The following is a 23,175-nucleotide window of genomic DNA, read 5'->3' as shown; positions in this document are numbered from 1 at the left end:
CGCCGTCAGCCGAGCAGGCGCTGCAGCTCGGCGCAGTCGCGGGCGAACAGGTCGGTCAGCTCCGGCCAGGGGTTTTCCGGGTGGTTGACCAGCACGCTGCGCGCGCCGGCGGCGCGGGCGCAGGACAGGTCGTGGAGGTAGTCGCCGACCATCGCCAGCTCGGCCGGCACCACCGCCCAGCGCGCCGCCAGCTGCAGCAGGCCGTGCGGCTGCGGCTTGGGCGGCGCCTCGTCGCGACCGAGGATGTCGTCCACCGCGAAGCAGTCGAGCAGGCCGACCGCCTCCAGGGTGACCAGCGCCAGCGGTCGCGCATTGCGGGTGAGGATGCCCAGGCGGCAGCCGCGCCCGTGCAGGCCGCGCACCAGCTCCAGCGCGCCCGGCGCCGGGCGCGCGGCCTCGGCCAGCTCGCGCTCGTGGGCCAGCAGCCAGGCGTGCTTGGCCGCCGCCTCCGACGCCGGCAGCGCGGCCAGGTGGGCGAGGATGTCGTCGCCGGGCGGAATGTCCAGGGCACGACGGATCGCCGCGAAGTCGTGCACGGCGACGGTCAGGGTGCCGTCCATGTCGAACACCCAGTGGCGCAGCCGCGCCAGGCGCATCGCGCTGCCGGCCACGTTCAGGCCCAGTCCGGGCGCTGGCGGATCAGGCCTTCCTGGACCACCGAGGCGAGCAGCTCGCCCTCGCGGCTGAAGATGTTGCCGCGGGTGAAGCCGCGACCGTTGCCGGCCCACGGGCTGTCCAGGGCGAACAGCAGCCACTGGTCGGCGCGCAGGTCGTTGCGGTGGAACCACAGCGAGTGGTCGAGGCTGGCGATCTGCATCGAGCGCTGCCAGAAGGACACCCCGTGGGGCAGCAGCGCGGTGGTCAGCAGGCCGAAGTCGCTGGCGTAGGCCATCAGGTACTTGTGCAGCGCCGGGTTGTCCGGCAGCGTGCCGGCGGCGCGTACCCACAGGTACTTGTAGGGCGCGCGCGGCTGCGGGTGGCCGACGTCGGCCGGCTCGACCGGACGGATCTCGATCGGCATCTCGAAGTGCAGGCGCTCGCGCATGCCCTCCACCGGCTCCGAGCCCAGCGCGCCGCACAGCTCCTGCTCGGAGAGCAGTTCCTCCGGCCCCGGCACGTCGGGCATCGTCGGCACCTGGTGGCTGAAGCCCTCCTCCTCCTGCTGGAAGGACACGCTGCAGCTGTAGATCGGCCGGCCCTTCTGGATCGCCAGCACGCGGCGGGTGGTGAAGCTGCCGCCGTCGCGCACCCGGTCGACCTGGTAGACCACCGGCTGGGTGGCATCGCCCGGGCGCAGGAAGTAGGCGTGCATGGAGTGCATGTGCCGGTCCGCCGCCACCGTCTGGCTGGCCGCCGACAGCGACTGGCCGATCACCTGGCCGCCGAACAGCTGGCGGAAACCGAGGTCCTGGCTGACGCCGCGGAACAGGTTTTCCTCGATGGTTTCCAGGCTGAGCAGGGCCACCAGCTCGTCGAGCACTTGGGTCATGCTGTATCTCCTTCAGATGCGGGGAGGCCGGCGCCCCGGGCGCGGGCCGGAATGATCGCCCGGGCGGTCGGAGCCGCGTCACGGGACCGTGCAATGGTGACGATGGTAACGATTTTCCCGGTGGCTGTCGGCTGCGCCGAGGGCCGATGTTGCAGCGCAGGACGCGCCGACCGACGGCAGGCCGAGCCTCTCTCCCCGGCGCGTCGCGCCACGGCGCATAATGCCGTTCCGTCCCGCCCGCTGGCCGCCGCCCATGCCCCTGCCGCTGGTCTACCACCCCGACTACAGCCCGCCGCTGCCGGCCGGGCATCGCTTCCCGATGGAGAAGTATCGCCTGCTCCACGAGCACCTGCGCGCCAGCCTGCCGGCGGCCGCCTGGCACAGCCCGCAGCCCTGCCCGCTCGACATCCTCGCCCTCACCCACGCCGCGGACTACATCGAGCGCTTCGTCGCCGGCGCGCTGCCGCGCGAGCTGGAGCGCCAGCTCGGCCTGCCGTGGAGCGAGGGCCTGGTGCGCCGCACCCTGCGCGCCCAGGGCGGCTCGCTGCTGACCGCCGAGCTGGCCCTGCAGCACGGCCTGGCCTGCCATCTGGCCGGCGGCACCCACCACGCCCATCGCGAGCGGCCCTCGGGCTTCTGCGTGTTCAACGACCTGGCGGTGGTCGCCCGCCAGTTGCTGGAGAGCGGCCGGGTGCACCGCCTGCTGATCTTCGACTGCGACGTGCACCAGGGCGACGGCACCGCCACCCTGCTGGAAGACTGCCGCGACGCGGTGACCGTGTCGCTGCACTGCGAAGGCAACTTCCCGCCGCGCAAGGCACGCAGCGACTGGGACTTCGACCTGCCGGCGGGAATGGGCGACGCCGCCTACCTGCAGACGGTGGACGAGGCGCTCGGCTACCTGCTGCACCTCTACCAGCCGGACCTGGTGCTCTACGACGCCGGGGTGGACGTGCACAAGGACGACGTGCTCGGCCTGCTCGCACTCAGCGACGCCGGCATCGCCGCGCGCGACCTGGCGGTGCTGCGCCACTGCCTGTCCCGCGACATCCCGGTGGCCTGCGTGATCGGCGGCGGCTACGACCGCGACCGCCAGGCGCTGGCGCGCCGCCACGGCATCCTCCACCACGGTGCGGCGCAGGTCTGGGAAGAATTCGGCCTGGGCTGAGCGTCCCTTGAGCCGCGGTGCGCCATCACGCCAGCGGCTGCGCGCGCTCCCAGCGCTCGTAGGCGTGCGCCGGCGTCTCGCCGTCGGCCGCGTGCGCCTCGCGCCCGGCCAGCCGCCAGTCGTCCTCGGCGAACGCGGGGAAGAAGGCATCGCCCTGCGGGGCGAGGTGCACCCGGGTCAGGTACAGGCGCTGCGCCAGCGGCAGGCCCTGGGCGTACAGCTCGGCGCCGCCGATCAGCATCAGCTCGTCGACGCCCTGCGCGCGCGCCCACTGCTCGGCGCGGGCGATGGCCGCCGCGAGCGAGGGCAGCACCTCGGCGCCGTCCAGCGCGAGGCCGGCCTGGCGGCTGACCACCAGGTTGAGCCGGCCCGGCAGCGGGCGGCCCAGCGAGTCCCAGGTCTTGCGGCCCATGATGATCGGCTTGCCGAGGGTCAGGGCCTTGAAGTGCCTGAGGTCCGCCGGCAGGCGCCAGGGCAGGCGGTTGTCGATGCCGATCACGCGGTTGTCGGCCAGCGCGGCGATCAGGGCGAGGGGGAGCGTCGGAGTGTTCATGGGGCGCGAGGATAGCAGCCGACAGCGGCCCTGACGATGCCGGCGCCGGCGCGCAGCGGTTATCCTCTGCCCATCAGCCCCGCCGACATGGAGTCCCCTTGCCGCTCGAGTCCATCCCCGAAGCCCTCTGGCTCGCCGAAACCCTGCGCCTGACCGAGGAGCAGGCCGGCCCGCTGGAGGACGCCGAGGCCTGCCGCCAGGCGCGCGCCGGCGGCGGCGACCTGCGCCGGCGCATCCTCGCCCGCGCCGAACGGCTGGCCGGCCGCGACGGCCTCGACCTGGCCGTGGCGCACTGGCGCCAGGGCGCGCGCCTGGCCCTGCTGCTGCTCGCCGTGCTGGCGCTGGCCAGCGGCGCCGGGCTGGCCCTGGCGGCGCTGGGCGACGGCGCACGCCCGGTCAACCTGCTGTGGGCGCTGGGCAGCCTGCTCGGCCTGCATCTGCTCAGCCTCGCCGCCTGGGCGCTCGGCGCGCTGCTCGGCGGCGACGCCGGCAGCGCCCTCGGCCGCCTGTGGCTGGACCTCGGCGGCCGCCTGGCCCGCGACAGCCGCAGCGCCCGCCTCGGCCCGGCGCTGACCCTGCTACTCGCCCGCGCCGGCCTGCAGCGCTGGGCGCTCGGCCTGCTCAGCCACGGTCTGTGGCTGCTCGCCCTGCTCGCCGCGCTGGCGGTGCTGCTGGCCCTGCTCGCCAGCCGCCGCTACGGCTTCGTCTGGGAGACCACCCTGCTGCCGGCGGACGGCTTCGCCGCGCTGATCCACGCCCTCGGCGCCCTGCCCGCCCTGCTCGGCTTCCCGCAGCCGGATCTCGAGCTGCTGCGTGCCAGCGGCGAGGCGGTGGTCGGCGGCGAGGCGGCGCGGCAGACCTGGGCCGCCTGGCTGCTCGGCGTCTTCGCGGTCTACGGCCTGCTGCCGCGCGCGCTGCTCGCCCTGCTCTGCCTGTGGCGCTGGCGGCGCGGCCTCGCCCGCCTCGACCTGGACCTCGCCCAGCCCGGCTACAGCCGCCTGCGCGAGCGCCTGCTGCCGTCCAGCGAGCGTCTCGGCGTCGGCGATCCGGCGCCGGCGCAGCTGCACCAGCCGCGCGCCGGTCACGCCGAACGCCCGGCCGGTGGCGCGCTGCTGGTGGCGGTCGAGCTCGATCCGCGCCGGCCCTGGCCACCGGCGCTGCCGCCCGGCGTCGAGGACGCCGGCCTCCTCGACGACGGCGCCAGCCGCCGCGCCCTGCTCGAACGTCTCGCCATGCGCCCCGCGGCGCGCCTGCTGGTCGCCTGCGACCCGCGCCGCTCGCCGGACCGCGGCACCCTCGGCCTGCTCGGCGAGCTGGCGCGCAGCGTTGGCGAGGCGCGCGTCTGGCTGCTGCCGGCGCCGCCGGACGAAACCCTCGACCCCGCGCGCCTGGGCGACTGGCAGGCGGCCCTCGCCGCGCTGCAGCTGCCCTGCGCCACCGAGGCCCCCTGGCGCTGGCTGGAGAGCGGCCATGACTGAAGCGCTGAAACTGGCCGTGGTCGGCCACACCAACGTCGGCAAGACCTCGCTGCTGCGCACCCTGACCCGCGACGTGGATTTCGGCGAGGTGTCGCACCGGCCCAGCACCACCCGCCACGTCGAGGGCGCGCGCCTGTCGGTGGACGGCGAGGCGCTGCTCGAGCTGTACGACACCCCGGGCCTGGAGGACGCCATCGCCCTGCGCGACCATCTCGACGCCCTCGCCCCGGCCGCCGCGCGCCTCGACGGCCCGGAACGCCTCGCCCGCTTTCTCGCCGGCCCCGAGGCCAGCGGGCGCTTCGAGCAGGAGGCCAAGGTGCTGCGCCAGCTGCTGGTGTCCGACGCCGGGCTGTACGTGATCGACGCCCGCGAGCCGGTGCTGGCCAAGTACCGCGACGAGCTGGCGGTGCTGGCCGACTGCGGCCGGCCGCTGCTGCCGGTGCTCAACTTCGTCGCTGCCCCCGGCCACCGCGAGGACGACTGGCGCGCCGCGCTGGCCCGCCTCGGCCTGCACGCGCTGGTCGCCTTCGACAGCGTGGCGCCGCCGGCCGACGGCGAGCGGCGCCTGTACCAGAGCCTGGCGCTGCTGCTGGAGCGCGCGCGGCCGCAGCTGGAGCGGCTGATCGCCGACCACCAGGCGCAGCGCGGCGCCCGGCGCACGGCGGGCGCGCGGCTGATCGCCGAGCTGCTGGTCGACGCCGCCGCCTGCCGGCGCCTGGTGGACGGCGACCCCGCCAGCCTGAGCGCCGCCGTCGAGCGCCTGCGTGGCGAGCTGCGCGGGCGCGAACAGCGCTGCGTCGAGGCCCTGCTCGCCCTGTACGCCTTCCGCCGGGGCGATGCCGCCGCCGGCGAGCTGCCGCTGCAGGACGGGCGCTGGGGCGACGACCTGTTCCATCCGGAAACCCTGAAGCAGCTGGGGGTGAAGGTCGGTGGCGGCATGGCCGCCGGCGCGGCGGCCGGGGCCGGCATCGACCTGCTGGTCGGCGGCCTGACCCTGGGCGCCGCCGCGGCGCTGGGTGCGCTGGCCGGCGGCACCTGGCAGACCCTGCGCAACTACGGCGAACGCCTCAAGGGCAGGCTCACCGGCCAGCGCGAGCTGAGCGTCGACGACGCCGTGCTGCGCCTGCTGGCCCTGCGCCAGCGCCAGCTGCTGACGGCGCTGGAAGGCCGCGGCCATGCCGCACAGCAGCCGATCCGCGTGGACACCCCGCAGCAGCAGGCCTGGCGCGAAGGAAAGCTGCCGGAGGTGCTGCAGCGGGCCCGCGCCCATCCCGAGTGGTCGACGCTGAATGCAGGCGCCCGCCCGCAGCAGGCCGAACGCCAGGAGGAAATCCGCCGGCTGGCGGCGCAGCTGCAGGAATAGGGCTACTGCCCGCCCTGCAGTCCGGCGCGGATCGCCTGCAGCGCCGCGCGGTAGTAGACCTGCCCCTCGACCGACTCGGCGAAGGCCACGTACTCGGCCAGCTGGGCGTCGTCGAGGTCGCGATAGACGTACAGCAGGGTGTTCTCCAGCTGGCCGGCGATCTGCTGCATCACCCGCTCGCGCTGGCCGCCGAGCAGCTCCTGCGGCATGCCGTCGCCCAGCAGCGTGCCGGACAGCCCGGGCAGCATCTGGCTGAGGCTGTCGGCGGCCACCCCGGCCAGCGCCACGCTGACCTCGGCGCCGGCCTCGCGCGCCGGCAGCGCCTTGCCCAGGCGCTGCACCAGGGCGCGCCGCGCCGCAGCGGCACTCACCTGCGGCAGACCGTCGGCATGGCGGTTCAGCTCGGCGGGCGCGGTGGCGCGCACCTCGCGCTCGACCACGGCGCGGCCCAGCGGGCTGTCGAAGAAGCGGATCGCCGGCAGCGGGTCGGGCAGCTCCTGGCGCAGGCTGGCCAGCGCCCGCTGGTCCATCGCCTGCGGCGCGAAGCGGCGGTTGCTGTTGTCCACCAGCGTCTGGTACACCGCCGGCGGCAGGCTGCCCTGGTAGCGCTGCTGGGCGGCGAGCAGGGCGGCGCTGAAGTGCTCGCGCTGCTGCGGCCAGCCGGCCAGTTCGTAGAGCAGGTCGTGCTCGTCGGCCCGGCTCAGCAGGCTGACGACGCAGAGGACGAGGGCAATCAGGACACGCATGGCAACTCCCGCGAAACAGGCTCGTATTGTCGGTGCCGGGCCCGGGGCTTGTCGAGGCGCGACTGCGGCCGGACGTCGCACCGCGCCCGCCGGGACCGCACGGCAGCGGCGCGGCGCACGACGAATGGGCGGCGCCCACTTCTGTAGGCGGGGGCGGCCCCGCTAGAATGGGCCATGGACATCGATACCGCCTCCCCGCCGCTCCTCGAGCGGATTCTCGACGATCTGGCCAGCCAGGGCTGGTCGGTGCAGCCCCTCGCCCTGCCGGCCGGGCTGACCGCCGAGCTGGCCGCCGAATGCCGCCGCCGCCACGCCGCCGGCAGCCTGGCGCGCGCCTCGGTGGGTCGCGGCAGCGGCCAACTGATCGACGACGGCATCCGCGGCGACCACATCCAGTGGCTGGTGCCGGGCGAGTCCGCGGTCACCGACCGCTACCTCGGCGTGCTCGATGCGCTGCGCGAGCGCCTCAACCGCGAGCTGTTCCTCGGCCTCGAGGACTACGAGTGCCACTTCGCCCTGTACCCGCCGGGCAGCTTCTACCGCCGCCACCTCGACCGCTTCCGCGACGACGACCGGCGCACGGTGACCACGGTGTTCTACCTCAACGACGACTGGCAGGCGCAGCACGGCGGCGCGCTGCGCATCGCGCTGCCGGACGGCGAGGAGCGCGACGTGCTGCCCGCCGCCGGCACCCTGGTGGTGTTCATGTCGGGCGACTTCCCCCACGAGGTACTGCCGGCCAGCCGCGAGCGCCTGTCGCTGACCGGCTGGTACCGCCGGCGCGGCAGCGGGCCGCTGTAGGCGTGCAGAAACGAAGAAGGGAGGCCTCGGCCTCCCTTCTTCGTTCATCCGGCTGCGCTTAGAACAGCACGCGGCAGCGGATGGTGCCGTTGACTTCCTGCAGCTTCTGCTGCGCCAGGTCGGAGTATTCCTTGTCGACGTCGATCACCACGTAGCCGACCTTCTCGTTGGTCTGCAGGAACTGGCCGGCGATGTTGATGCCGTTGTCGGCGAACACCTTGTTGATCTCGCTCATCACGCCCGGGATGTTCTGGTGGATGTGCAGCAGGCGGTGCTTGCCCGGGTGCGACGGCAGGGCCACTTCCGGGAAGTTGACCGAGGACACCGAGGTGCCGTTGTCGCTGTACTTGACCAGCTTCTCGGCTACTTCCAGGCCGATGTTGGCCTGCGCCTCGGCGGTGGAGCCACCGATGTGCGGGGTGAGGATCACGCGATCCAGGCCGCGCAGCGGGCTGACGAAGTCTTCATCGTTGGATTTCGGCTCGACCGGGAACACGTCGATGGCGGCGCCGATCAGGTGCTCGTCCTTGATCGCCTCGGCCAGGTGGTCCAGCTCGACCACGGTGCCGCGCGCGGCGTTGATCAGGATGCCGCCCTTCTTCATCGCGCGGATTTCCTTCTCGCCGATCATCCACTGGGTGGACGGCAGCTCCGGCACGTGCAGGGAGACGATGTCGGCCATGCCCAGCAGCTCGTGCAGCGAGCCGATCTGCTGCGCGTTGCCCAGCGGCAGCTTGGTCACCACGTCGTAGAAGTACACCTGCATGCCCATGGCCTCGGCCAGCACGGAGAGCTGGGTGCCGATCGAGCCGTAGCCGACGATGCCGAGCTTCTTGCCGCGGATCTCGAAGGAGTTGGCCGCCGACTTGATCCAGCCGCCGCGGTGGCAGGAGGCGTTCTTCTCGGGGATGCCGCGCAGCAGCAGGATGGCTTCGGCGAGCACCAGCTCGGCCACCGAGCGGGTGTTGGAGTACGGCGCGTTGAACACGGCGATGCCGCGCTCGCGGGCGGCGTTGAGGTTGACCTGGTTGGTGCCGATGCAGAAGCAGCCGACGGCGACCAGCTTCTTGGCGCAGTCGAAGACTTCCTCGGTCAGCTGGGTACGCGAGCGGATGCCGATGAAGTGCACGTCGGCGATCTTCTCCTTCAGCTCCTCCTCGGACAGCGCGCCCTTCAGGTACTCGATGTTGGTGTAGCCGGCGGCCTTGAGGGTATCCACGGCGTTCTGGTGCACACCTTCGAGAAGAAGGAACTTGATCTTGCTCTTGTCGAGAGAGGTCGTCTTGCTCATCTGCGTAAACCTGTTGTCCCGGGGGTTGTCTGGGCGGTGGACAGCGCGGGCTGTGCCGACCCGCAAGTCGGCGGCGGGCGCGATCGGCGGGGTGCGTATGCTACCATAGCGCCCCCGCGAAGCGCCCATCCCCGAGCATGAAGCCTGCTCAGGGTGACCATGAACCGCCCGAGATTTCCGCAGATGAGCCAAGCTGCCCTGATCGAAGAACTGAAGACCCTGGTCGAGCCCGGCAAGGTGCTGACCGACGCCGCCTCCCTGGACGCCTACGGCAAGGACTGGACCAAGCAGTTCGCCCCGGCGCCGCTGGCCATCGCCTTCCCCAAGTCCATCGAGGAAGTGCAGGCCATCGTGCGCTGGGCCAACGAACGCCAGGTCGCCCTGGTGCCCTCGGGCGGCCGCACCGGCCTGTCCGCCGGCGCCGTCGCCGCCCACGGCGAGGTGGTGGTGGCCTTCGACTACATGAACAAGGTTCTCGAGTTCAACGCCTTCGACCGCACCGTGCGCTGCCAGGCAGGTGTGGTCACCGAGCAGCTGCAGAACTTCGCCGAGGAGCAGGGCCTGTACTACCCGGTGGACTTCGCCTCGGCCGGTTCCAGCCAGATCGGCGGCAATATCGGCACCAATGCCGGCGGCATCAAGGTGATCCGCTACGGCATGACCCGCAACTGGGTGGCCGGCCTCAAGGTGGTCACCGGCAAGGGCGACATCCTCGAGCTGAACCGCGACCTGATCAAGAACGCCACCGGCTACGACCTGCGCCAGCTGTTCATCGGCGCCGAGGGCACCCTGGGCTTCGTCGTCGAGGCGACCATGCGCCTGGAGCGGGCGCCGAACAACCTCACCGCCATGGTCCTCGGCGCCGCCGACCTCGACTCGATCATGCCGGTGCTGCACGCCTTCCAGAGCAAGCTCGACCTGACCGCCTTCGAGTTCTTCTCCGACAAGGCGCTGGCCAAGGTGCTGGCCCGCGGCGACGTGCCGGCGGCCTTCGAGACCGAGTGCCCGTACTACGCGCTGCTCGAGTTCGAGGCCAGCAGCGAGGAGGTGTCCAACGCCGCGCTGGAGCTGTTCGAGCACTGCGTCGAGCAGGGCTGGGTGCTCGACGGCGTGATGAGCCAGAGCGAGCAGCAGCTGCAGAACCTGTGGAAGCTGCGCGAGTACATCTCCGAGACCATCAGCCACTGGACCCCGTACAAGAACGACATCTCGGTCACCGTGTCCAAGGTGCCGGCGTTCCTCAAGGAAATCGACGCCATCGTCGGCGAACACTACCCGGACTTCGAGATCGTCTGGTTCGGCCACATCGGCGACGGCAACCTGCACCTGAACATCCTCAAGCCCGACGCCATGGCCAAGGAAGACTTCTTCGCCAGGTGCGCCACCGTCAACAAGTGGGTGTTCGAGACCGTCGAGAAGTACCACGGCTCGATCAGCGCCGAGCACGGCATGGGCATGACCAAGCGCGACTACCTGGGCTACAGTCGCTCGGCCGAGGAAATCGCCTACATGAAGGCGGTCAAGGCGGTGTTCGATCCCAACGGGATCATGAACCCCGGCAAGATCTTCCCGGCCTGATTCGCCCGGGGTGGCAGACCGCAGCGCGTCTGCCACCCCGACCGCGAACGGTGGAGCCAGCCTGCGGCCGTTTTCCGCGCCAAGGATCATCAGGAGTCAGTCATGAGCTACCAGCACCAGTACGTCGACGGCACCCGCATCCACTTCCCGCTGGGCAAGGTGGTCTGCGTCGGCCGCAACTACGCCGAACACGCCAGGGAACTGAACAACCCGGTACCCAGCGAGCCGCTGCTGTTCATCAAGCCGGCCACCGCGGTGGTCGACCTCGAGGGCGGCTTCGCCATCCCCGAGGGGCGTGGCGAGGTGCACTACGAGACCGAGATCGCCGTGCTGATCGGCAAGCCGCTGTCGACCCAACCGGACGACGAGGAAGTCCGCGGCGCCATCTCCGGCTTCGGCGTGGCGCTGGACCTGACCCTGCGCGAGGTACAGGCGCGCCTCAAGGACAAGGGCCATCCGTGGGAGATCGCCAAGGCCTTCGACGGCGCCTGCCCGCTGTCGCCCTTCGTCCCCGCCGACGCGGTGGAGGATCTGGCCGACATCGGCGTGCGCCTGACCGTCAACGGCGAACTGCGCCAGGACGGCAACAGCCGCGACATGCTGACCCCGATCCTGCCGCTGATCCGCTACATCAGCGGCCACTTCTCCCTGCAGCCGGGCGACGTGGTGCTCACCGGCACCCCGGCCGGCGTCGGCCCGCTGGGCCGCGGCGACCAGCTGCTGCTCGAACTGCCCGGCCTGTGCGCCTTCGAGAGCCGCGTGCTCTGAAGCCGGCCGCCGCGGGCGGACCCGCCGGGTCCGCTCGCGCCTTCACGCTTTTTTCATAACCCACCGCCGCGCCTCTGGCATCCTGTCGCGCCCGACCAACGGAGTGCGTCACCCCATGCCTGCTTCCCGCCGCCGGCGCCTGCTGTCCGCCAGCCTGCTGCTGGCCCTGGCCACCGGACTGATCGCCGCCCACCTGCTGCACCTGGACGACCGCCTCGGCCTGTACTGGCAGGAGCAGTCGGTCAGCGAAGCGGACCGCGCCGCCGGCATCTGGCTGCCGGACTACCGTCTGGTGCTGGAAACGGAACTGGCCGGCCTCGCGGAGGACGAGACCTCGGGGCTGACCTGGAACCCGCTGACCGGCACCCTGTTCACCGTCACCGGGCAGAACCCGCAGCTGGTCGAGTTCACCCCCGGCGGGGTGATCCTGCGGCGCATCCGCCTGGAGGGTTTCTCCGATCCCGAGGCCGTCGAGGCCCTCGGCGACGGCCGTCTGGCCATCGTCGACGAGCGCCGCCGCCTGCTGGCGGTGTTCCATCTCGAACCGGGCATCGAGCATCTCGACCTGGCCACGCTGCCCAGCTACGACCTGGGCTTCGCCGCGGCCGGCAACAAGGGCTTCGAGGGGCTGGCCTGGAACCCGCACACCCGGCGCCTGCTGCTGGCCAAGGAGCGCGACCCGCTGGGCCTGTTCAGCCTGCCGTTCCCCGGCGAGGACGGCGCCGCCGGCATCCTCGAGCCGGTCCCCGGCGCCCACCTGCTGGTGCACGACCTGTCCTCGGTGACCATCGATCCGCGCAGCGGCCACACCCTGCTGCTCTCCGACGAGTCGCGCCTGCTGGTCGAGCTCGACCTGGAGGGCAAGCCGCGCAGCTTCATCAGTCTGTTCGGCGGCCTGCACGGCTTGGTACGCGGCATCGCGCAGGCCGAGGGCGTGGCCATGGACGCCGCCGGCAACATCTACGTGGTCGGCGAGCCGAACCGCTTCTACGTGTTCAGTCGCCGACCGCAGCAGCACTAGCCGGCCAGGGTTTCGTCGACCAGCTCCGCCTCGGGTGCATGCTTCTTCACCGACTCCATGCCCTGCTTGCAGCTGGCGGCGCTGGCGTACAGCTGGCTCTGGCCGATCACCTGGCCGTTGCTGGCCTTGAGCACGAAGTAGGGCCGCCCGTCCTTGGCGGTCAGCGGCTCGAAGGCGCCCTCGCGCAAGGCGTTGCGGCGCACCGAGGCGATGCCGTTGAGCGCCGAATCCTTGGCCTTGTACTGCTCGCCGGACAGGATGACCTGACCGTTGCCGGCCTCGAGATGGAAGTGGAACTGGCCGTTGGCGGCCTTGCTCAGACGGAACTTGCCGGACATGGTCTGTCTCCTCGCATGACGCTGTGCCTGCGATAAAGCTAGACGGCATGCGCGCCGGCTGCCGGCCGCGCAGAAAAAACGCCGGCCTGCGCGAGGCAGGCCGGCGTCGGGATCAGCCGGGGACGGGGCTCAGCGCTCGAGGCGGCGCACGCCCTCGGCGGTGCCGAGCAGCAGCAGGTCGGCCGGGCGGGCGGCGAACAGGCCGTTGGTGACCACGCCGACGATGTTGTTGATCTCGCGCTCCAGAGCCACCGCATCGGTGATGTACAGGTTGTGCACGTCGAGGATCAGGTTGCCGTTGTCGGTGACGAAGCCCTCGCGGTACACCGGGTCGCCGCCCAGCTTGACCAGCTCGCGGGCCACGTGGCTGCGCGCCATCGGCAGCACCTCGACCGGCAGCGGGTAGGCGCCGAGACGCTCGACCAGCTTGCTCTGGTCGGCGATGCACACGAAGGTGCGCGCCACCGCCGCGACTATCTTCTCGCGGGTCAACGCGCCGCCGCCGCCCTTGACCAGCTGCAGGCGGGCGTCGGCCTCGTCGGCGCCGTCGACGTAGAACTCCAGCTCGGCGATGCCGTTGAGGTCGTAGACCGGGATGCCGTGGCTCTTCAGACGCGCCGCGGTGGCCTCGGAGCTGGCCACGGCGCCGTCGAAGTCGTGGCGGATCCTGGCCAGGGCGTCGATGAAGCAGTTGGCGGTGGAGCCGGTGCCGACGCCGACGATGCTCTTGCCATCGAGACGCGGGCGAATGAAGTCGACGGCGGCCTGGGCGACTGCCTGCTTGAGCTGATCCTGGGTCATGACGGATTCCGCGAAGAAGGAGGGAGAAAACGGCCGGCATTATAGCGCCAAGCCGCGCAAAGTGCGGCCTTTGCCTTGGCCGTCCGGCGCGTGCAGGAGTAGACTCGGGCCTATTGTGCCAGCCCGCCTGCGAACCCTTCCGATGCTCGAACAGTACGTCAAGAAGATCCTCACCTCGCCCGTCTACGACGTGGCGGTGGAAACCCCCCTGCAACCGGCGCGCAGCCTCTCCGAGCGGCTGAACAACCAGATCCTGCTCAAGCGCGAGGACCTGCAGCCGGTGTTCTCCTTCAAGATCCGCGGCGCCTACCACAAGGCCGCGCTGCTCAGCGAGGAGGAGAAGGCGCGCGGGGTGATCGCCGCCTCGGCCGGCAACCACGCCCAGGGCCTGGCCCTGGCGGCGAAGAAGCTCGGCATCAAGGCGGTCATCGTCATGCCCAGGACCACCCCGGATATCAAGGTGCAGGCGGTGCGCGCCCGCGGCGCGCGCGTGGTGCTGCACGGCGAGGCCTTCCCCGAGGCGCTGGCGCACTGCCTGAAGCTGGTCGAGGAGAAGGGCTACACCTTCGTGCATCCCTACGACGACCCCGAGGTGATCGCCGGGCAAGGCACCGTGGCCATGGAGATCCTCCGCCAGCAGCCGGGGCGCCTGGACGCCATCTTCGTGCCGGTCGGCGGCGGCGGCCTGATCGCCGGCATCGCCGCCTACGTCAAGTACCTGCGCCCGGACATCAAGGTGATCGGCGTCGAGCCGGAGGAGTCCGACTGCCTGCGCGCCGCCCTGGCCGCCGGCGAGCGCGTGGTGCTCAGCCAGGTCGGCCTGTTCGCCGACGGCGTGGCGGTGGCGCAGATCGGCGCCGAAACCTTCCGCATCTGCCGCGAGCACGTCGACGAGGTGGTCACCGTGACCACCGACGAGATATGCGCGGCGATGAAGGACATCTACGACGACACCCGCTCGATCACCGAGCCGGCCGGCGCCCTCGGCGTGGCCGGGATCAAGCGCTACGTGCAGCGCGAAGGCGTGTCCGGGCAGACCCTGGTGGCCATCGATTCCGGCGCCAACGTCAACTTCGACCGCCTGCGCTACGTCGCCGAGCGCGCCGAGCTGGGCGAGCAGCGCGAGGCGATCATCGCGGTGACCATCCCGGAGAAGCCGGGCAGCTTCAAGGCGTTCTGCCAGGCGCTGGGCAAGCGCTCGATCACCGAGTTCAACTACCGCTTCAACCGCCCGGACCAGGCGCACATCTTCGTCGGCGTGCAGACCCACCCGGAGAACGACCCGCGCGAGCAGCTGGTCGCCGGCCTGCGCGAGCAGGGCTTCCCGGTGCTCGACCTGACCGACAGCGAGCTGGCCAAGCTGCACATCCGTCACATGGTCGGCGGCCACGCCCCGGGCGCGGAGAACGAGCGGGTCTATCGCTTCGAGTTCCCCGAGCGCCCCGGCGCACTGTTCAACTTCCTCAACAAGCTGGGCGGGCGCTGGAACATCTCGATGTTCCACTACCGCAACCACGGCGCCGCCGACGGCCGCGTGCTGGTCGGCATGCAGGTGCCGGACGCCGACCTGGCGCTGCTCACCGAGGCGCTGGACGGCATCGGCTATCCGTACTGGTGCGCCAGCGACGATCCGGCCTACCGCCTGTTCCTCGGCTGACGCCGCGCACGATCACAGGGAGGTGATCGCCATGCCCTGCCCGCTCCCCCTGCCGACCCGGAGGACGCACTGATGCGCATCCTGCTGGTCGGCGCCGGCGGCTTCCTCGGCCGCCACCTGCATGTCGCGCTGCGCGCGGCCGGCCACCAGGTCCTCGCCACGTCGCGCCAGCCCGATCCGGCCGCCAGCGGCGACTGGCTGGTGCTGGACCTGGCCGAGCTGGCCCGCGACCCGCGCAGCTTCGCCTGGCCGGACGGCATCGAGCTGGTGATCAATGCCGCCGGCCTGCTGTCCAGCGACCGCACGCAGCTGGACGAGGTGCAGCACCTCGGCGCCTGCGCGCTGTTCGAGCTGGCCGCCGCCCATGGCGCACGGGTGCTGCAGATCTCCGCACTCGGCGCCGAGGACGGCCCCGACACCGCCTTCCTCGCCAGCAAGGCCGCCGCCGAACGCCACCTGCTCGGCCTCGGCATCCCCGCCGTGGTGCTGCGCCCCTCGCTGGTGCTCGGCCCCGGCGCGGCCAGCAGCCGCTGGCTGCAGCGCCTGTCGCCCTGGCCGTGGACGCCGCTGCTGGACAACCGCGCGCGCCTGCAGCCGCTGCACGTCGACGACCTGTGCGCCGCGGTGCTCGCCCTGCTGGCCAGCTGGCCGGCGCAGCCGTGCAGCCTGGCGCTGGTCGGCCCCGAGGCGCTGACCATGGGCCAGATCGTCGACCGTCTGCGCGCCGCCCAGGGCTGGGGGCCGGGGCGCTACTGGACGCTGCCGCGCCCGCTGGCCGCCCTCGGCGCGCTGCTCGGCGAGCGCCTGGGCTGGCGCGCGCTGAACCGCCAGACCCTGCGTCTCGCCCGGCGCGACAACCTGGCCTCGCCCGAGCCGCTGGCCGCCGCCTGCGGCCACCGCTGCCTGCCGCTGGAGGCACGCCTGCACGACTGGCCGCAGGCGAGCGAGAGCCTCGGCCTGATCATGCAGCCGCTGCTGCTCGCCCTGCTGGTGCTGGTCTGGCTGGGCACCGCGCTGGCCTGCCTCGGTCCCGGCTTCACCTGGGGCCTGCGCATCCTCGCCGAGGCCGGCATCGACGGCTGGCCGGCGCGCATCGCGGTGGCCGGCGGCGCCCTGCTCGACGGCGCCCTCGGCCTCGGCCTGCTGTGGCGACGCTGGCGCCGCCGCGCGCTGCAGGCGCAGGTCGCCCTGATGCTCGCCTACACGGCGCTGATCTCCTGGCTGCTGCCGCACTACTGGTTCGATCCCTTCCAGGGCGTCGGCAAGAACCTGGTGCTGCTGGCGGTCAGCCTGTGGCTGCTGTGGCTGCCACCCGCTCACGGACGGAGCGAAGCATGACCCTCTACCTGCTGCTCAAGACCCTGCACATCCTCTCCTCCACCCTGCTGTTCGGCACCGGCCTCGGCTCGGCGTACTACGCCTGGCGCGCCTGGAAAAGCGCCCAGGTGACGACCATCGCCACCACCTTCCGCCACCTGGTCGCCGCCGACTGGCTGTTCACCACGCCCACCGCCATCCTCCAGCCGCTCAGCGGCCTGGCCATGGTCCACCTGGGCGGCTGGCCGCTCGGTCAGCACTGGCTGCTGGTGACCCTCGTCCTCTATGCGCTGGCCGGGCTGTGCTGGCTGCCGGTGGTGTGGCTGCAGATCCGCGTGCGCGACCTGGCCGTGCAGGCCGAGCGCGACGGCACGCCGCTGCCGGCGCTGGCCGGGCGCTACATGGCCTGGTGGTTCGCCCTCGGCTGGCCGGCGTTCGCCGCCTTCGTGGTGATCTTCGGCCTGATGGTGGTCAAGCCCGCCTGAAGCCGGAAACGAAGACGGCGCCCGCAGGCGCCGTCGGCATTGCTCCGTGGGCATCAGCCGCGCAGCGAGATCACCGGCCAGCCGCGCTGTTCGGCGACGGAGCGCAGCTCCGCGCAGGGGTCGACCGCCACCGGCTGGTCGACCTGCTCGAGCAGCGGCAGATCGTTGCGCGAGTCGCTGTAGAAGGTGCTGCCGGCCAGGCTCATGCCGTTCTCCAGCAACCAGCGCTCCAGGCGGGTCACCTTGCCCTCGCGGAAGCAGGGGATGTCTGTGGTGCGCCCGGTGTACTGCCCGTCCTGCATCTCGCACTCGGTGGCCAGCAGGGTGTCGACGCCCAGGCGCGCGGCGATCGGACCGGTGACGAAGCGGTTGGTGGCGGTGATGATCACCAGCCGGTCGCCGGCGGCGCGGTGCTCGGCGAGCAGCGCCTCGCCCCTGGGCAGGATGATCGGCTCGATGCACTCGGCCATGAACTCGCGGTGCCAGGCGTCCAGCTGCGCGCGATCGTACTGGCCGAGCACAGCCAGGCAGAAGTTCAGGTAGGCCTGGATGTCCAGGCGGCCGGCCAGGTAATCCTCGTAGTACTCGTCGTTGCGCGCCTTGTAGGTGGCTGCGTCGAGGATGCCGCGCCGGCACAGCCAGTCGCCCCAGGCATGGTCGCTGTCGCCGGCCAGCAGGGTGTTGTCGAGGTCGAACAGCGCCAGACGCACGGTGGGAATTCTCTTCGGACAGGGATGGGAACGACCAAGCCTACCCCGTTTTGTCGGGGCTGCCCACGCGCCGCCGCATCCGCGTTGCCGCTGTGACGGGCTTTGTGGAACAATCCGGGCATATATGTTTCGAGGTATCCGCCGTGATCGATCCCGATGGTTTCCGACCGAATGTCGGCATCATCCTGGCCAATGAAGTCGGTCAGGTGCTGTGGGCGCGACGCATCAACCAGGATGCCTGGCAGTTTCCCCAGGGTGGCATCAACCCGCAGGAGTCGCCGGAAGAGGCACTGTTTCGCGAATTGAACGAGGAAGTCGGCCTGGAGCCCCAGGATGTGCGCATCCTCGCCTGCACCCGCGGCTGGTTGCGCTATCGTTTGCCGCAGCGCCTGGTGCGCACCCACAGCCAGCCGCTGTGCATCGGCCAGAAGCAGAAGTGGTTCCTCCTGCACCTGACCGGCGACGAGCAGCGGGTGCGCATGGACCTGACCGGCAAACCGGAGTTCGACGGCTGGCGCTGGGTCAGCTACTGGTATCCGCTGGGCCAGGTGGTGTCCTTCAAGCGCGAGGTGTACCGCCGCGCCCTGAAGGAACTGGCGCCGCGCCTGCCGATCCGCGACTGAGTCCTTTAATCCGAGGCCGACCTGTAGAGGAGCGCCCAACCTTTGACCATGCTCCACACGCTGCGCAAGATCATCCAGGAGGTCAACGCCGCCCGGGATCTCGATACCGCCCTGGCGATCATCGTCGAGCGCGTGCGTGCAGCCATGGGCACCCAGGTCTGCTCGGTGTACCTGCTCGACCCGCAGAGCAACCGTTTCGTGCTGATGGCCACCGAAGGCCTCAACAAGGACTCCATCGGCCAGGTCAGCATGGCGCCCAGCGAGGGCCTGGTCGGCCTGGTCGGCACCCGCGAGGAGCCGCTCAACCTCGAGGACGCCTCCAGCCACCCGCGCTTCCGCTACTTCGCCGAGACCGGCGAGGAGCGCTACGCCTCCTTCCTCGGCGCGCCGATCATCCACCACCGCCGGGTGATGGGCGTGCTGGTGGTGCAGCAGAAGGAGCGCCGCCAGTTCGACGAGGGCGAGGAAGCCTTCCTGGTCACCATGAGCGCCCAGCTCGCCGGGGTGATCGCCCACGCCGAAGCGACCGGCTCGATCCGCGGCCTCGGCAAGCAGGGCAAGGCCACTCCCGACACCCGCTTCCTCGGCGTACCCGGCTCGCCCGGCGTGGCCCTCGGCAGCGCCGTGGTGGTGCTGCCGCCGGCCGACCTCGAGGTGGTGCCGGACCGCCCGGTCGACGACATCGACGGCGAGATCGCCTACTTCTACAACGCCGTCGAGGCGGTGCGAAAGGACATGCGCGAGCTGTCCGCGCGGCTGGCCAGCCAGCTGCGTCAGGAGGAGCGCGCGCTGTTCGACGTCTACCTGATGATGCTCGACGACGCCTCGATCGCCGGCGAAGTCATCAAGGTCATCGAGACCGGCCAGTGGGCCCAGGGCGCCCTGCGCCAGGTGGTCAACGGCCATGTGCAGCGCTTCGAGCTGATGGACGACGCCTACCTCAGCGAGCGCGCCTCGGACATCAAGGACATCGGCCGGCGCATCCTCGCCTACCTGCAGCAGGCCCGCCAGCAGAAGCTGGTCTACCCGGACAGCACCATCCTGGTCAGCGAGGAGCTGTCGCCGGCGATGCTCGGCGAGGTGCCGTCCGGCAAGCTGGCCGGCCTGGTTTCGGTGACCGGCTCGAGCAACTCGCACGTCGCCATCCTCGCCCGCGCCATGGGCATCCCCACGGTGATGGGCGCGGTCGACCTGCCCTACACCATGCTCGACGGCATCGAGCTGATCGTCGACGGCAACCGCGGCGACGTGTTCACCAACCCCTCTCCCGGCCTGCGCCGCCAGTTCAGCGAGATCGCCGAGGAGGAGCGCCAGCTCAACCGCGGCCTCGATGCCCTGCGCAGCCTGCCCTGCGAGACCACCGACGGCCACCGCATGCCGCTGTGGGTCAACACCGGGCTGTTCGCCGACATCGCCCGCGCCCAGGAGCGCGGTGCCGAGGGCGTCGGCCTGTACCGCAGCGAAGTGCCGTTCATGACCAACGAGCGCTTCCCCAGCGAGAAGGAGCAGGTGGCGATCTACCGCGACCAGCTCAGGGCCTTCCACCCGCTGCCGGTGACCATGCGCACCCTCGACATCGGCGGCGACAAGGCGCTGTCCTACTTCCCGATCAAGGAAGAGAACCCCTTCCTCGGCTGGCGCGGCATCCGCGTCACCCTCGACCACCCGGAGATCTTCCTGGTCCAGGCGCGCGCCATGCTCAAGGCCAGCGAGGGCCTGGAGAACCTGCGCATCCTGCTGCCGATGATCAGCGGCCTGCCCGAACTGGAGGAGGCGCAGCGCCTCTTGCACCGCGCCTGGAGCGAGGTGCGCGAGGAAGGCGTCGACGTGCCCATGCCGCCGGTGGGGGTGATGATCGAGATCCCCGCCGCGGTGTTCCAGACCCGCGAACTGGCCCGCCAGGTCGACTTCCTGTCGGTCGGCTCCAACGACCTGACCCAGTACCTGCTGGCGGTCGACCGCAACAACCCGCGAGTGGCCAACCTCTACGACTACCTGCACCCGTCGATCCTGCAGGCGCTCAAGCGCGTGGTCGACGATGCACACAGCGTCGGCAAGCCGGTGAGCATCTGCGGCGAGATGGCCGGAGACCCGACGGCCGCCCTGCTGCTGATGGCCATGGGTTTCGACTCGCTGTCGATGAACGCCACCAACCTGCCCAAGGTGAAGTGGCTGCTGCGCCAGCTGTCGCTGGAGCAGGCGCGCGAGCTGCTCGACCTGGTGCTGGCCCTCGACCACGCCCCGCTGATCCACAGCACCCTGCAGCTGCACCTGCGCAACCTCGGCCTGAGCCGCATGCTGGCGCCGGGCGGCAGCGTGCAGGGCTGAGTCCGGCGCGCGATTTCACCCGGAGCCTAGAGCCGCGGGCGGCCAATCCGGTACCATGCCGCTTTGCCTGCGGGGAGTGGCAATGGAGTTCGTCATCTATCTGATCCTGGGCGCCGCGGCCGGCGTGCTGGCCGGGCTGTTCGGCGTCGGCGGCGGCATGATCATCGTGCCGGTGCTGGTCTACAGCTTTCAGGCCCAGGGCTTCGCCCCCGAGGTGCTCACCCACATGGCGGTCGGCACCTCGCTGGCCACCATCGCCTTCACCTCGATCAACTCGATCCGCGCCCACCACAAGCGCGGCGCGGTGCGCTGGGAGATCGTGCGCTGGCTGACCCTCGGCATCCTCGGCGGCAGCGTGCTCGGCGGCCTGACCGCCTCCTTGCTGCAGGGCGAGTGGCTGCAGAAGATCATCGGCGTGTTCGCCATCAGCATGGCCGCGCAGATGGCCTTCAACCTGCAGCCCAAGGCCAGCGGCGGCGTGCCCGGCAAGGCCGGTCTCGGCGGCGCCGGCACGGTGATCGGCTGGGCCTCGGCGATCATCGGCATCGGCGGCGGCTCGCTGACCGTGCCCTTCCTCAGCTGGCGCAGCGTGCCGATGCAGCAGGCAGTGGCCACCTCGGCGGCCTGCGGCCTGCCCATCGCCGTGGCCAGCGCGCTGAGCTTCATGTGGCTGGGTCACGGCGAAGCCCAGCTGCCGGACTGGAGCCTCGGCTTCGTCTACCTGCCGGCGGTAGTCGGCATCGCCGCCACCTCGATGTTCTTCGCCCGCTTCGGCGCGCAGCTGGCGCACAAGCTGTCGCCGCTGGTGCTCAAGCGCCTGTTCGCCCTGCTGCTGCTTGCCGTCGGCCTGAATTTCCTGCTCTGAGGACCTGACATGCTGGTTTTCCCGCAGATCGACCCGGTGGCCGTCGCCCTCGGCCCGCTGAAGATCCACTGGTACGGCCTGATGTACCTGGTCGGCATCGGCGGCGCCTGGTGGCTGGCCTCCCGCCGCCTGGCGCGCTTCGATGCCGCCTGGACGCGCGACACCCTCTCCGACCTGGTGTTCTGGGCCGCCTGCGGCGTGGTCCTCGGCGGCCGCTTCGGCTACGTGGTGTTCTACAACTTCGAGCAGTTCCTGGCCGACCCGCTGTGGCTGCTGCGCATCTGGGAAGGCGGCATGTCCTTCCACGGCGGCTTCCTCGGCGTGATGCTGGCGATGTGGTGGTTCGGCCGGCGCACCGGCAAGCACCTGTTCGAGCTGCTCGACTTCATCGCCCCGCTGGTACCGCTGGGCCTCGGCGCCGGGCGCATCGGCAACTTCATCAACGCCGAGCTGTGGGGCAAGCCCACCGACCTGCCGTGGGCGATGCTGTTCCCGGCCTGGAGCGATCCGGCGCAGCTCGCCCGCCATCCCTCGCAGCTGTACCAGTTCGCCCTCGAGGGCGTGGCGCTGTTCGTCATCCTCTGGCTGTACTCCAACAAGCCGCGGCCGACCATGGCGGTGTCCGGGCTGTTCGCCGCCTGCTACGGCTGCTTCCGCTTCATCGTGGAGTTCGTCCGCGTGCCGGACGCCCAGCTCGGCTACCTGGCCGGCGGCTGGCTGACCATGGGCCAGCTGCTCAGCCTGCCGATGATCCTCGGCGGCATCGGCCTGATGGTCTACGCCTACCGGCGCCAGGCGCAGGCGGCCTGAACCGCCATCCTGCCGGACACACCCTGTAGGGGCGAATTCATTCGCCAGCGTGGCCCCGGTCAGGCGAATGAATTCGCCCCTACGGTCATCCGGGAATCCTTGAAGGCAAGGCGTGCGGCTCTTACCATTGGCCGCTTTCGCCTGCCCCGGTGTTCCCGATGAAACAGTACCTCGACCTGATGCGCCGCGTGCGCGAGACCGGCACCTTCAAGGCCGACCGTACCGGCACCGGCACCTGGTCGGTGTTCGGCCACCAGATGCGCTTCGACCTGGCCGACGGCTTCCCGCTGGTGACCACCAAGAAGTGCCACCTGAAATCCATCATCCACGAGCTGCTGTGGTTCCTCAGGGGCGAGACCAACATCCGCTACCTCAAGGAAAACGGCGTCTCCATCTGGGACGAGTGGGCCGACGAGAACGGCGAGCTGGGCCCGGTGTACGGCTACCAGTGGCGCAGCTGGCCGGCGCCCAACGGCGAGTCGATCGACCAGATCGCCAACCTGATCGAGATGATCCGGAAGAACCCCGACTCGCGCCGGCTGATCGTCTCCGCGTGGAACCCGGCGCTGGTCGAGCAGATGGCCCTGCCGCCGTGCCACGCGCTGTTCCAGTTCTACGTCGCCGACGGCAAGCTCTCCTGCCAGCTGTACCAGCGCTCGGCGGACATCTTCCTCGGCGTGCCGTTCAACATCGCCAGCTACGCCCTGCTGACGATGATGGTGGCGCAGGTCTGCGACCTCGAGCCCGGCGAGTTCGTCTGGACCGGCGGCGACTGCCACCTGTACGCCAACCATCTGGAGCAGACCGACCTGCAGCTGTCGCGCGAGCCCCTGCCGCTGCCGCAGATGAAGCTGAACCCGACGGTGAAGGACCTGTTCGCCTTCCGCTTCGAGGACTTCGAGCTGGTCGGCTACCAGAGCCACCCGCACATCAAGGCGCCGGTGGCGGTCTGACCCCCCGAATGCACGAGGCCCCGCGCGGCAGT

At 71.0% G+C, this 23,175-nt stretch carries 23 protein-coding genes; 15 read left to right on the top strand and 8 right to left on the bottom strand.

Going from position 1 to position 23,175, the window contains the following annotated elements; genetic code table 11:
- Nucleotides 1-5 precede the first annotated feature (5 nt).
- Complete coding sequence (locus tag SK095_RS17275) at nucleotides 6-596, bottom strand: HAD family hydrolase (protein WP_320548919.1); 591 nt, start codon at nucleotides 594-596, stop codon at nucleotides 6-8.
- 17 nt (nucleotides 597-613) lie between these two features.
- Entirely contained in the window at nucleotides 614-1,489 is an 876-nt protein-coding gene (gene tesB / locus SK095_RS17270; RefSeq protein ID WP_320546958.1) for an acyl-CoA thioesterase II, read from the bottom strand.
- A 253-nt stretch (nucleotides 1,490-1,742) separates the two neighbouring features.
- Here tesB and SK095_RS17265 point away from each other — a divergent pair, with 253 nt between their 5' ends.
- Nucleotides 1,743-2,657, top strand: coding sequence for a histone deacetylase (locus SK095_RS17265; protein WP_320546957.1), 915 nt, complete (start codon nucleotides 1,743-1,745; stop codon nucleotides 2,655-2,657).
- Between the two features lie 25 nt (nucleotides 2,658-2,682).
- Here the strand turns inward: SK095_RS17265 and SK095_RS17260 are convergent, their stop codons facing one another.
- On the bottom strand, nucleotides 2,683-3,210 hold the full coding sequence (locus tag SK095_RS17260) for a dihydrofolate reductase (protein ID WP_320546956.1): 528 nt from the start codon (nucleotides 3,208-3,210) through the stop codon (nucleotides 2,683-2,685).
- Between the two features lie 98 nt (nucleotides 3,211-3,308).
- Here SK095_RS17260 and SK095_RS17255 point away from each other — a divergent pair, with 98 nt between their 5' ends.
- Nucleotides 3,309-4,688, top strand: a complete 1,380-nt coding sequence (locus SK095_RS17255; RefSeq protein ID WP_320546955.1) for a DUF2868 domain-containing protein — start codon at nucleotides 3,309-3,311, stop codon at nucleotides 4,686-4,688.
- On the top strand, nucleotides 4,681-6,051 hold the full coding sequence (locus tag SK095_RS17250) for a DUF3482 domain-containing protein (protein ID WP_320546954.1): 1,371 nt from the start codon (nucleotides 4,681-4,683) through the stop codon (nucleotides 6,049-6,051). Before SK095_RS17255 ends, SK095_RS17250 begins: the two co-directional genes overlap by 8 nt.
- Nucleotides 6,052-6,053: 2 nt before the next feature.
- Here SK095_RS17250 and SK095_RS17245 read toward each other — a convergent pair whose 3' ends face one another.
- Nucleotides 6,054-6,797, bottom strand: a complete 744-nt coding sequence (locus SK095_RS17245) for a hypothetical protein (RefSeq protein WP_320546953.1) — start codon at nucleotides 6,795-6,797, stop codon at nucleotides 6,054-6,056.
- Nucleotides 6,798-6,971: 174 nt separating this feature from the next.
- Here SK095_RS17245 and SK095_RS17240 point away from each other — a divergent pair, with 174 nt between their 5' ends.
- A complete protein-coding gene (locus SK095_RS17240) occupies nucleotides 6,972-7,598 on the top strand; it encodes a 2OG-Fe(II) oxygenase (RefSeq protein ID WP_136491616.1) in 627 nt (208 codons plus the stop codon).
- Between the two features lie 58 nt (nucleotides 7,599-7,656).
- Here the strand turns inward: SK095_RS17240 and serA are convergent, their stop codons facing one another.
- On the bottom strand, nucleotides 7,657-8,889 hold the full coding sequence (gene serA, locus SK095_RS17235; RefSeq protein ID WP_136491617.1) for a phosphoglycerate dehydrogenase: 1,233 nt from the start codon (nucleotides 8,887-8,889) through the stop codon (nucleotides 7,657-7,659).
- A gap of 183 nt (nucleotides 8,890-9,072) precedes the next feature.
- Here serA and SK095_RS17230 point away from each other — a divergent pair, with 183 nt between their 5' ends.
- From SK095_RS17230 to SK095_RS17220, 3 genes are all read left to right on the top strand, one after another.
- Entirely contained in the window at nucleotides 9,073-10,467 is a 1,395-nt protein-coding gene (locus SK095_RS17230) for an FAD-binding oxidoreductase (protein ID WP_320546952.1), read from the top strand.
- A gap of 102 nt (nucleotides 10,468-10,569) precedes the next feature.
- Complete coding sequence (locus SK095_RS17225; RefSeq protein WP_320546951.1) at nucleotides 10,570-11,235, top strand: fumarylacetoacetate hydrolase family protein; 666 nt, start codon at nucleotides 10,570-10,572, stop codon at nucleotides 11,233-11,235.
- 115 nt (nucleotides 11,236-11,350) lie between these two features.
- A complete protein-coding gene (locus SK095_RS17220; RefSeq protein ID WP_320546950.1) occupies nucleotides 11,351-12,256 on the top strand; it encodes an SdiA-regulated domain-containing protein in 906 nt (301 codons plus the stop codon).
- Here SK095_RS17220 and SK095_RS17215 read toward each other — a convergent pair.
- Both SK095_RS17215 and rpiA read right to left on the bottom strand, forming a co-directional pair.
- Nucleotides 12,253-12,594, bottom strand: a complete 342-nt coding sequence (locus tag SK095_RS17215) for a YegP family protein (RefSeq protein WP_320546949.1) — start codon at nucleotides 12,592-12,594, stop codon at nucleotides 12,253-12,255. The genes SK095_RS17220 and SK095_RS17215 overlap by 4 nt on opposite strands.
- 129 nt (nucleotides 12,595-12,723) lie before the next feature.
- Nucleotides 12,724-13,395: a ribose-5-phosphate isomerase RpiA gene (gene rpiA / locus SK095_RS17210; protein WP_320546948.1), complete on the bottom strand. Its 672-nt coding sequence runs from the start codon at nucleotides 13,393-13,395 to the stop codon at nucleotides 12,724-12,726.
- 142 nt (nucleotides 13,396-13,537) lie between these two features.
- Here rpiA and ilvA point away from each other — a divergent pair, with 142 nt between their 5' ends.
- The 3 genes from ilvA to SK095_RS17195 all read left to right on the top strand — a co-directional run bounded on the left by ilvA (nucleotide 13,538) and on the right by SK095_RS17195 (nucleotide 16,854).
- Entirely contained in the window at nucleotides 13,538-15,052 is a 1,515-nt protein-coding gene (ilvA, locus tag SK095_RS17205) for a threonine ammonia-lyase, biosynthetic (protein WP_320546947.1), read from the top strand.
- A gap of 72 nt (nucleotides 15,053-15,124) precedes the next feature.
- A complete protein-coding gene (locus tag SK095_RS17200) occupies nucleotides 15,125-16,390 on the top strand; it encodes a DoxX-like family protein (RefSeq protein WP_320546946.1) in 1,266 nt (421 codons plus the stop codon).
- Nucleotides 16,387-16,854: a DUF2269 domain-containing protein gene (locus SK095_RS17195; RefSeq protein ID WP_320546945.1), complete on the top strand. Its 468-nt coding sequence runs from the start codon at nucleotides 16,387-16,389 to the stop codon at nucleotides 16,852-16,854. Before SK095_RS17200 ends, SK095_RS17195 begins: the two co-directional genes overlap by 4 nt.
- A gap of 53 nt (nucleotides 16,855-16,907) precedes the next feature.
- Here SK095_RS17195 and SK095_RS17190 read toward each other — a convergent pair whose 3' ends face one another.
- Nucleotides 16,908-17,564, bottom strand: a complete 657-nt coding sequence (locus SK095_RS17190) for an HAD family hydrolase (RefSeq protein ID WP_320546944.1) — start codon at nucleotides 17,562-17,564, stop codon at nucleotides 16,908-16,910.
- A 143-nt stretch (nucleotides 17,565-17,707) separates the two neighbouring features.
- Between SK095_RS17190 and SK095_RS17185 the strand changes: the two genes are divergently transcribed.
- The 5 genes from SK095_RS17185 (at nucleotide 17,708) to SK095_RS17165 (ending at nucleotide 23,143) form a co-directional block, all read left to right on the top strand.
- Nucleotides 17,708-18,187 (top strand): RNA pyrophosphohydrolase, encoded by a 480-nt coding sequence (locus SK095_RS17185; protein WP_136491543.1) that lies wholly within the window; start codon nucleotides 17,708-17,710, stop codon nucleotides 18,185-18,187.
- A gap of 48 nt (nucleotides 18,188-18,235) precedes the next feature.
- On the top strand, nucleotides 18,236-20,515 hold the full coding sequence (ptsP, locus tag SK095_RS17180) for a phosphoenolpyruvate--protein phosphotransferase (RefSeq protein WP_136491548.1): 2,280 nt from the start codon (nucleotides 18,236-18,238) through the stop codon (nucleotides 20,513-20,515).
- A gap of 82 nt (nucleotides 20,516-20,597) precedes the next feature.
- Entirely contained in the window at nucleotides 20,598-21,380 is a 783-nt protein-coding gene (locus SK095_RS17175) for a sulfite exporter TauE/SafE family protein (RefSeq protein ID WP_320546943.1), read from the top strand.
- 9 nt (nucleotides 21,381-21,389) lie between these two features.
- Nucleotides 21,390-22,190 carry a prolipoprotein diacylglyceryl transferase gene (lgt, locus tag SK095_RS17170; RefSeq protein WP_320546942.1) on the top strand — a complete coding sequence of 267 codons (801 nt, stop codon included), beginning with the start codon at nucleotides 21,390-21,392 and terminating at the stop codon, nucleotides 22,188-22,190.
- 158 nt (nucleotides 22,191-22,348) lie between these two features.
- Nucleotides 22,349-23,143, top strand: a complete 795-nt coding sequence (locus SK095_RS17165; RefSeq protein WP_201485737.1) for a thymidylate synthase — start codon at nucleotides 22,349-22,351, stop codon at nucleotides 23,141-23,143.
- Nucleotides 23,144-23,175 lie beyond the last annotated feature (32 nt).

This window comes from Pseudomonas sp. AN-1 (genome assembly GCF_034057115.1).
GTDB lineage: Bacteria > Pseudomonadota > Gammaproteobacteria > Pseudomonadales > Pseudomonadaceae > Geopseudomonas.
This window is presented reverse-complemented; position numbering and strand designations above follow the sequence as displayed.

Excerpts from the sequence above, each read along its gene's own strand:
- SK095_RS17275 (WP_320548919.1), bottom strand. The coding sequence starts at position 596 with ATGCGCCTGGCGCGGCTGCGCCACTGGGTGTTCGACATGGACGGCACC.
- tesB (WP_320546958.1), bottom strand. The coding sequence starts at position 1,489 with ATGACCCAAGTGCTCGACGAGCTGGTGGCCCTGCTCAGCCTGGAAACC.
- SK095_RS17265 (WP_320546957.1), top strand. The coding sequence starts at position 1,743 with ATGCCCCTGCCGCTGGTCTACCACCCCGACTACAGCCCGCCGCTGCCG.
- SK095_RS17260 (WP_320546956.1), bottom strand. The coding sequence starts at position 3,210 with ATGAACACTCCGACGCTCCCCCTCGCCCTGATCGCCGCGCTGGCCGAC.
- SK095_RS17250 (WP_320546954.1), top strand. The coding sequence starts at position 4,681 with ATGACTGAAGCGCTGAAACTGGCCGTGGTCGGCCACACCAACGTCGGC.
- SK095_RS17245 (WP_320546953.1), bottom strand. The coding sequence starts at position 6,797 with ATGCGTGTCCTGATTGCCCTCGTCCTCTGCGTCGTCAGCCTGCTGAGC.
- SK095_RS17240 (WP_136491616.1), top strand. The coding sequence starts at position 6,972 with ATGGACATCGATACCGCCTCCCCGCCGCTCCTCGAGCGGATTCTCGAC.
- serA (WP_136491617.1), bottom strand. The coding sequence starts at position 8,889 with ATGAGCAAGACGACCTCTCTCGACAAGAGCAAGATCAAGTTCCTTCTT.
- SK095_RS17230 (WP_320546952.1), top strand. The coding sequence starts at position 9,073 with ATGAGCCAAGCTGCCCTGATCGAAGAACTGAAGACCCTGGTCGAGCCC.
- SK095_RS17225 (WP_320546951.1), top strand. The coding sequence starts at position 10,570 with ATGAGCTACCAGCACCAGTACGTCGACGGCACCCGCATCCACTTCCCG.
- SK095_RS17220 (WP_320546950.1), top strand. The coding sequence starts at position 11,351 with ATGCCTGCTTCCCGCCGCCGGCGCCTGCTGTCCGCCAGCCTGCTGCTG.
- SK095_RS17215 (WP_320546949.1), bottom strand. The coding sequence starts at position 12,594 with ATGTCCGGCAAGTTCCGTCTGAGCAAGGCCGCCAACGGCCAGTTCCAC.
- rpiA (WP_320546948.1), bottom strand. The coding sequence starts at position 13,395 with ATGACCCAGGATCAGCTCAAGCAGGCAGTCGCCCAGGCCGCCGTCGAC.
- ilvA (WP_320546947.1), top strand. The coding sequence starts at position 13,538 with ATGCTCGAACAGTACGTCAAGAAGATCCTCACCTCGCCCGTCTACGAC.
- SK095_RS17200 (WP_320546946.1), top strand. The coding sequence starts at position 15,125 with ATGCGCATCCTGCTGGTCGGCGCCGGCGGCTTCCTCGGCCGCCACCTG.
- SK095_RS17195 (WP_320546945.1), top strand. The coding sequence starts at position 16,387 with ATGACCCTCTACCTGCTGCTCAAGACCCTGCACATCCTCTCCTCCACC.
- ptsP (WP_136491548.1), top strand. The coding sequence starts at position 18,236 with ATGCTCCACACGCTGCGCAAGATCATCCAGGAGGTCAACGCCGCCCGG.
- SK095_RS17175 (WP_320546943.1), top strand. The coding sequence starts at position 20,598 with ATGGAGTTCGTCATCTATCTGATCCTGGGCGCCGCGGCCGGCGTGCTG.
- lgt (WP_320546942.1), top strand. The coding sequence starts at position 21,390 with ATGCTGGTTTTCCCGCAGATCGACCCGGTGGCCGTCGCCCTCGGCCCG.
- SK095_RS17165 (WP_201485737.1), top strand. The coding sequence starts at position 22,349 with ATGAAACAGTACCTCGACCTGATGCGCCGCGTGCGCGAGACCGGCACC.